The sequence below is a fragment of the Pseudoalteromonas fuliginea genome (assembly GCF_000690055.1).
GTDB classification, from domain to species: Bacteria; Pseudomonadota; Gammaproteobacteria; order Enterobacterales; family Alteromonadaceae; genus Pseudoalteromonas; species Pseudoalteromonas fuliginea.
The window spans coordinates 1-264 of sequence record NZ_JJNZ01000259.1 but is presented as its reverse complement, the minus strand read 5'-3'; the positions used below and the strand labels follow the sequence as shown (position 1 = coordinate 264).

At 36.7% G+C, this 264-nt stretch carries 1 protein-coding gene; it reads left to right on the top strand.

Annotated features, from left to right (window positions below; all coding sequences use genetic code 11):
* Window positions 1-185, top strand: a 185-nt coding sequence (locus tag DC53_RS0121135; protein WP_033032727.1) for a YfbK domain-containing protein, incomplete at its 5' end; no start/stop codon positions are given.
* Window positions 186-264: the final 79 nt, after the last annotated feature.

Genomic DNA, 264 nt, shown 5'->3' with positions numbered 1-264 from the left:
GAGGTGCAAAATACCTGAAAGATTATTCAATTGACGATATGATAATTTTGGCTCAGGAAAATAAAGGGCAGGATAACTTTGGATATAGAAGCGAGTTTATTCAAATGTTACGCAGTGCTAAAAATTTAGAAACACAACTAACAACGGCTAAGGATTTGTCATCAAACGTTCAGATCATCAACTAATGATTGACTTTAAGGCGGGCGATTTAATGGCGTTTAACTTGCTATATGCCCGTCATGAAGGTCCGAGTTATCGCTATAT